This is a genomic window from Clostridium sp. UBA1652 (assembly GCF_002320975.1).
Classification (GTDB): Bacteria; Bacillota; Clostridia; order Clostridiales; family Clostridiaceae; genus Clostridium_T; species Clostridium_T intestinale.
The window spans coordinates 1-7412 of record NZ_DCLI01000058.1 but is presented as its reverse complement, the minus strand read 5'-3'; the positions used below and the strand labels follow the sequence as shown (position 1 = coordinate 7412).

Annotated in this window: 6 protein-coding genes; all 6 read left to right on the top strand. The window is 32.0% G+C overall.

Annotation, left to right across the window (positions count from 1 at the left end):
• Window positions 1-385: 385 nt before the first annotated feature.
• From B3N22_RS12095 to B3N22_RS12070, 6 genes are read left to right on the top strand one after another with little or no spacing between them, the layout of a single operon-like run.
• Window positions 386-1612, top strand: coding sequence for an argininosuccinate synthase (locus tag B3N22_RS12095; RefSeq protein ID WP_021803081.1), 1227 nt, complete (start codon window positions 386-388; stop codon window positions 1610-1612).
• A gap of 2 nt (window positions 1613-1614) precedes the next feature.
• Window positions 1615-3000, top strand: coding sequence for an argininosuccinate lyase (gene argH / locus B3N22_RS12090; protein ID WP_286907437.1), 1386 nt, complete (start codon window positions 1615-1617; stop codon window positions 2998-3000).
• Between the two features lie 31 nt (window positions 3001-3031).
• Window positions 3032-4069, top strand: a complete 1038-nt coding sequence (gene argC, locus B3N22_RS12085; protein WP_286907435.1) for an N-acetyl-gamma-glutamyl-phosphate reductase — start codon at window positions 3032-3034, stop codon at window positions 4067-4069.
• Window positions 4070-4100: 31 nt separating this feature from the next.
• On the top strand, window positions 4101-5324 hold the full coding sequence (gene argJ, locus B3N22_RS12080; protein WP_238903880.1) for a bifunctional glutamate N-acetyltransferase/amino-acid acetyltransferase ArgJ: 1224 nt from the start codon (window positions 4101-4103) through the stop codon (window positions 5322-5324).
• A 15-nt stretch (window positions 5325-5339) separates the two neighbouring features.
• The gene (gene argB / locus B3N22_RS12075) at window positions 5340-6191 is read left to right on the top strand and encodes an acetylglutamate kinase (protein WP_073020763.1); all 852 of its coding nucleotides are present in this window, start codon (window positions 5340-5342) and stop codon (window positions 6189-6191) included.
• A gap of 12 nt (window positions 6192-6203) precedes the next feature.
• On the top strand, window positions 6204-7379 hold the full coding sequence (locus tag B3N22_RS12070) for an aspartate aminotransferase family protein (protein WP_238903878.1): 1176 nt from the start codon (window positions 6204-6206) through the stop codon (window positions 7377-7379).
• Window positions 7380-7412: the final 33 nt, after the last annotated feature.

Genomic DNA, 7412 nt, shown 5'->3' with positions numbered 1-7412 from the left:
ATTCTTCAATTCTTCAATAGGCATTTTCTCTTTTTAGAGATTTATTAGCAAGCTCTTTTTTTAATATTGTTGAGTTTTTTAAAGGGTAGTCTACTTTTTTGCCTGTTTATTATTCATCTTTTAATAAAAAATTCTATTTTTTCTAATACAGAGTTGTATAATGAATTCTTTTTAAGCACTACCCTATTTATGCAAGTTTATACTACTTTTCTTATGTTTATTTATCAATAAATTTATAAATTAAAATGTATATTATCATCTGTAAACCTATACTTTAATGTATAAATATAAAAATAACTAATTTTTATAAATAAATATTGCATAATTATTCATAAAGTTCTATAATATTAAATATCTTAAATATGGAAATTACGGGGGTTGTAAAATGAAAAAGTACAATAAAGTTTTATTAGCATATTCTGGTGGATTGGATACATCTATAATTATTCCATGGCTTAAGGAAACTTACGGATGTGAAGAAGTAATAGCTGTTGTTGGAGATGTAGGACAAGGTGATGATGAACTTGAAGGTTTAGAAGAAAAAGCAATCAAAACTGGTGCTTCTAAAATATATATAGAAAACTTACAAAAAGAATTTGTTGAGGATTATATATTCCCAACTTTAAAAGCTGGTGCAACTTATGAAGGAAAATATCTTCTTGGAACTTCTTTTGCAAGACCTGTAATTGCAAAAAGAATGGTTGAAATAGCTAAAGCTGAAGGAGTAGATGCTATAGCTCATGGATGTACTGGTAAAGGTAATGACCAAGTACGTTTTGAACTTACTATAAAAGCTTTTGCTCCAGAGCTTCCTGTTGTTGCTCCTTGGAGAATATGGGATCTTAAATCAAGAGAAGAAGAAATAGCTTATGCTATTGAAAAAAATGTTCCTATAAAAATAACTTACGAAACAAACTATTCTAAAGATAAAAACTTATGGCATTTAAGTCATGAAGGTTTAGATCTTGAAGATCCAGCTAATGAACCAAAATATGATGAAATATTAGAAATGGGAGTTTCTCCTGAAAAAGCTCCTGATGTACCAACTTACGTTACTGTTAGCTTTGAAAAAGGAATTCCTGTAGCTGTAAATGGTGAAAAAATGGATGGGGTATCTATAATAAAAGCTCTAAACAAAGTTGGTGGAGAAAATGGTGTTGGAATTATAGATATGGTTGAAAATCGTTTAGTAGGAATGAAATCAAGAGGAGTATATGAAACTCCAGGTGGATCAATTCTTTACTACGCTCATAAAGAATTAGAATATTTATGTTTAGATAGAGAAACATTACATTATAAAGAGCAAATAGCTTTAAAATTTGCTGACTTAGTTTATAACGGTCAATGGTTTACTCCTCTTAGAGAAGCTCTTTCTTCTTTTGTTGATAAAACTCAAGAAACAGTAACTGGAGATGTTAAGCTTAAGTTATATAAAGGAAATATAGTTTCTGCTGGTTCTACTTCTCCATATACCTTATATTCAGAAGAATATGCAACTTTTGGTGAAGATTCAGTATACGATCAAAATGATTCAGCAGGATTCATAAATCTATTTGGATTACCAGTAACAGTTAAAGCAAAAATGGACGCAAAAGTGAATGGAGTGAAATAATTATGAAACTTTGGGGTGGAAGATTCCAGAAGGCAGTTGATAATTTAGTAAATGACTTTAACTCTTCTATTAGAACAGACGGAAGAATGTTTAAGGAAGATATAGATGGAAGCTTAGCTCATGTAAAAATGCTTATAGCACAAGACATCATCCCAAAACAAGATGGGGAAAAAATTATCTCAGGTCTTACTGAAATAAGTAAAAGGATTGAAAATGGGGTTATTGAAATTGATCCTTCTTCTGAGGATATACACTCCTTTATAGAAGCAACTCTTACTTATTACATTGGGGATGAGGGTAAAAAGCTTCATACTGGAAGAAGCAGAAATGATCAGGTTACTTTAGATACAAGATTATATTTAAAAAAGGAACTAAAGAACTTAATTAATGTAATCCTATCATTTGAAGAAACTCTTTTAATAAAAGCAGAAGAAAACATAGATACAATAATGCCTGGCTATACTCATATGCAAAAGGCTCAACCTATAACTTTTGCTCATCATTTACTTGCTTATGGTGAAATGTTTAAAAGAGATTTAGGTAGAATAAAAGATACTTTAAAAAGAATGGACGAAATGCCTTTAGGAAGTGGTGCACTTGCTACTTCCACTTATCCTATAGATAGAGAGATGGTTGCAAAAGAACTTGACTTCGCCTCTATTAGTTTAAACAGTTTAGATGCTGTTTCTGATAGAGATTATGTTATAGAGACTTTATCTGCTCTTTCAATGATAATGATGCATCTTTCAAGATTTTCTGAAGAAGTTATATTATGGTGTACTCACGAGTTTAGCTTCATTGAATTGGATGATGCCTACTCTACTGGAAGCTCTATAATGCCTCAAAAGAAAAATCCTGATGTTGCTGAGTTAGTTAGAGGTAAAACTGGAAGGGTTTATGGGGATTTAATCACTCTTCTTACTCTAATGAAGGGAATTCCTCTTGCTTATAATAAGGATATGCAAGAAGATAAGGAAGCTTTATTTGATGCACTAGACACAGTATTTTTATCTATAAAGACTTTCAATGGAATGTTAAAAACCATGAGAATCAAAAAAGATAATATGAGAAAAGGTGCCTTAGGTGGATTCACAAATGCTACTGATGTAGCTGATTACTTAGTTAAAAAAGGTGTTGCTTTTAGAAATGCACATGAAGTTGTTGGGGCCATAGTACTTCACTGCATTAATAAAGGAATAAATATAGAAGAGCTTTCTTTAGAAGCTTTAAAAGAATTTTCATCTTACTTTGAAGAAGATATCTATAATGCTATCTCTCTTGAAACCTGTGTTGAGGAACGTAAGGTCATTGGAGGACCAAGTTCTAAATCAGTTAAGATTCAATTAGAAGCTTTAAAGAATTTCATAGATAGTAATAAAATAATATAGTTTTTCAAAGGCGAAAAAGGGGGTATTTATTTTGGTAAAGGTCGGAATAATTGGGGGAACAGGATATGTAGGTGCTGAACTTATAAGACTTCTTATGAATCATAAGGAAGTTATAATCTCAGGAATATCCTCTGTAAGCTTTAGTGGGCAAGATATATCTAGCATATACCCAAGCTTTTATAATATAACTTCACTTATATGTACAGATGAAGACGCGGTAATCGAAAAAAGTGATGTTATTTTTGCTGCTCTTCCTCATGGCTTAAGTGAACATATAGCAAAAAAAGTATTAGATAAAAATAAAATCTGCATAGATATGGGGGCAGATTTTAGACTTTCTGATGAAAATGTATATAAGAAATGGTATGGCAAAAGCTTTGATTTATCTGAATTACATGGTAAGGAAGTATACGGACTTCCTGAGCTTAATAGGGCTAAGATTAAAGAAACAAAGCTTGTTGCAAATCCAGGGTGTTATGCAACTTCTATAGAGCTTGCACTACTTCCTCTTATATCAAAAGGACTAATCGAAGAAAATGGAATTATAGCTGATTCTAAATCTGGTGTGTCTGGAGCGGGAAGAGCTCTTAGTCAAAGCTCTCATTTTACAGACTGTAATGAAAGCTTAAGTGCTTATAAAATAGCTAATCATAGACATACACCTGAAATTGAAGAAGTTTTAAATTCTGCTTCTTTAGATAAAAAGGTAAAGTTAATTTTTACACCTCACCTACTACCTATTAATAGAGGCATATTATCTACGATATATACTACTCCAAAGGAGAAAATAGATCTTGTAGATATCCATAAGGAATTTAGTGAATTTTATAGCACGGAACCTTTTGTGAATGTACTTCCACTCGGTGAAGTAGCTAAAATTAACAATGTTAGATTATCTAACTACTGCCAAATATCTCTTCATTATGATGAAGACAGCAATAAATTAATATTAATATCTTGTATTGATAATATGATTAAAGGTGCCGCTGGACAAGGAATCCAGAATATGAATATCCTCTTAGGTTTTGATGAAAAAGAAGGATTAAATACTATAGCACCAGCATTTTAGACATCTGCATATGACTAAGGGGGTTATTTAATTGAATATAAACATTATAGAAGGAGGGGTAACCTCTCCTAAAGGATTTCTTTCTTCTGGCATACATGCTGGAATAAAAAAAGATAAAAACAAAAAGGATCTTGCATTATTAGTTTCAGAAAAAATCTGTAATGCAGCTGGAGTTTACACAAAAAACAAGGTTAAGGGGGCTCCACTTTTAGTTACTAAAGATCATTTAATAGATAATAAAGCTCAAGCAGTAATAATAAATAGTGGAAACGCTAATACCTGTACTGGGGAAAAAGGTCTTATAGCCGCTGAAACTATGTGTTCTCTTGTGGCTAATTCTTTAAACTATAAAACTGAAGATGTATTAGTTGCTTCTACTGGTGTTATAGGTGTTCAGCTTAACGTTAAGCCTATAGAAAACTCTATGACTTCTCTAATAGATGAACTAAGCCCAGAAGGTTCTCTATCTTCTGCTGAGGCTATAATGACTACTGATACCTTCTTAAAGTCACTCTCAATCAAGTTTGAGTTATCAGGTAAAGAAGTTACCTTAGGTGCAATGGCAAAAGGGTCTGGAATGATTCACCCTAACATGGCAACTATGTTATCTTTTATAACTACAGACGCTAATATAAGCTCTGCTCTATTAGATAAAGCTTTAAAAGATACTGTTAATATAAGTTACAACAGAATATCTGTAGATGGAGATTCTTCTACAAATGATATGGTTGTTATATTAGCAAACGGTCTTGCTGAAAATACTCTAATAGATAGTGAAAATGAAGATTATCTAATATTTGTAGAGGCTTTAAAAACTTTAAACATAACCTTAGCTAAATTGATTGCTAAAGATGGTGAAGGTGCTACAAAGTTAATTGAATGTACTGTTTCTAATGTTTCTAGTGAAGAAATTGGAGAAAAGTTATCTAAATCAGTTATATCTTCAAGCTTAGTTAAAGCAGCTATTTTTGGCAGTGATGCTAACTGGGGAAGAGTTTTATGTGCTCTTGGATATGCTGATGTTGATGTAGATTTATCAAATATCGATATCTTCTTTGAAAGTTCTAAAGGAACTATAAAGGTATGTGAAAATGCTTTTCCTGTAAACTTCTCAGAGGAACTAGCAAAAGAAATACTATTAGAAAAAGAAATTAAAATATTAGTTGATATGAAATCTGGTTCCCACTCTGTTTCTTGTTGGGGATGCGATTTAACTTATGACTATGTAAAAATCAATGGAGATTACAGATCCTAAAGGAGGAACCTAGAGTTGAATTACAATGAAAGAGCCAATATTTTAGTGCAAGCATTACCTTACATCCAGCAGTATAAAGGCAAGACTGTTGTTGTTAAATATGGCGGTAATGCCATGATTAGTGATGAACTTCGTGAAGGGGTTATAGCTGACTTAGTTCTTATGAACTATGTAGGAATTAATGTTGTGGTAGTGCATGGTGGCGGTCCTCATATCTCCTCTTATCTAAAGAAAATAAACAAAGAAAGTGTTTTTATAGATGGATTAAGATACACAGATGATGAAACCATGGATATAGTTCAAATGGTTTTAGGAGGAAAAGTAAACAAAGACTTAGTAAAGTTAATTGAAGCTTCTGGTGGAAAAGCTATTGGCCTATCTGGTATGGATGGTTCCATGATTCAAGCCAAAAAAATCTCTTCAGAAGTTGATCTTGGTAATGTAGGTGAAATTACAAAAATTAATACTGAAATCATTAAAAACTCTATAGCTAACGGATACATTCCAGTGATAGGTAGTATAGCTACAGGTGAGGAAAATAAAGTTTATAATATTAATGCAGATACTTGTGCATCTAAAATAGCCTCTGCTTTAAAGGCTGAAAATTTAATTCTTCTTACAGATGTACCTGGAGTTATGCTTGATCCTAAAGAACCATCAACTTTGATTTCAGAATTAAGATTACACGAAATCCCTCGTCTTTATATGGATAATGTTATAAAGGGAGGAATGATTCCTAAGGTTAACTGTTGTGTAGAGTCAGTTAGAATGGGAGTTAAAAAGGCTCAAATAATTGATGGAAGAGTTCCACATGCACTTATACTTGAGTTATTCTCAAAAGATGGCATAGGAACAATGATTTATTAGGAGGATGTTGAAATGAATGATTTAATTGGGGCAAAAGAATATCTTATGAACACCTACCCTTTCCTTCCTGTAGTTTTTTCTCATGGAAAGGGAGTAAAACTTTTTGATAGTGATGAAAAAGAATATCTAGATCTTACATCTGGTATAGGTGTTTCTTCCCTTGGTTATGGAGACGAAGCTTGGGTAAATGCAGTTACTGCTCAACTAAATAAGATAACTCATGTATCTAATATATTTATGTCAGAACCAACTTTAAAATTAGCTGAAAAAATAACTTCTCTATCTGAAATGAGCAAGGTATTTTTCTCTAATTCTGGAGCTGAAGCTAACGAAGGTGCTATAAAACTTGCTAGAAAATATAGCTACGATAAATATGGTGAAGGAAGAAGTACTATAATAACTTTAAACAATAGCTTTCATGGACGTACTATTACTACCCTAAAAGCTACTGGACAAGAAAAGTTTCATAAATACTTTTACCCATTTACTGAAGGCTTTAAGTACGTAGACGCTAATGATTTAGGTTCTTTAGAAGAATCTGTTGATAATAGCGTATGCGCAATTATGATAGAAGCTATTCAGGGTGAAGGCGGTATAAGACCTTTAAACCAAGAATTTATAGATAAAATATTTGATATAGCTAAAGAAAAAGATATTTTAGTCATATTTGATGAAATTCAATGTGGTATAGCTAGAACCGGTAAACTATTTGGTTTTAATCATTTTAATGTTAATCCTGATATTGTAACTGTTGCAAAAGGTTTAGGTGCTGGTCTTCCTATAGGTGGTATTCTTTGTAATGAAAAACTAAAAGACACCTTCTCTTTTAGTGATCATGGTTCAACCTTTGGAGGAAACCCCGTAGCTACTGCTGGAGCAATTGAAGTTTTAAATGCAGTATCTAGCGAAGGATTTATGGATGAAGTTCTTGATAAAGGTAACTTTATTAAAGAATTTTTAGAAAACTCTTCTACTTCTAATATAGTTGAAGTTAGAGGAAAAGGGCTAATGATTGGAATAGAGATAAATGGAGAAGCGTCTAAAGTTCAAAAAGAAGCCTTGGAAAAAGGTCTTTTAGTTCTTACTGCTGGGCCTAAAGTTGTTAGACTTCTACCCCCATTAGTAATTTCAAAAGAAGACTTAAAGATTGGATTAGAGATATTAGTAGATATAATAAAAAACATTTAATTTATGAGGGGGGTTAACCTGAAACTTAAAACT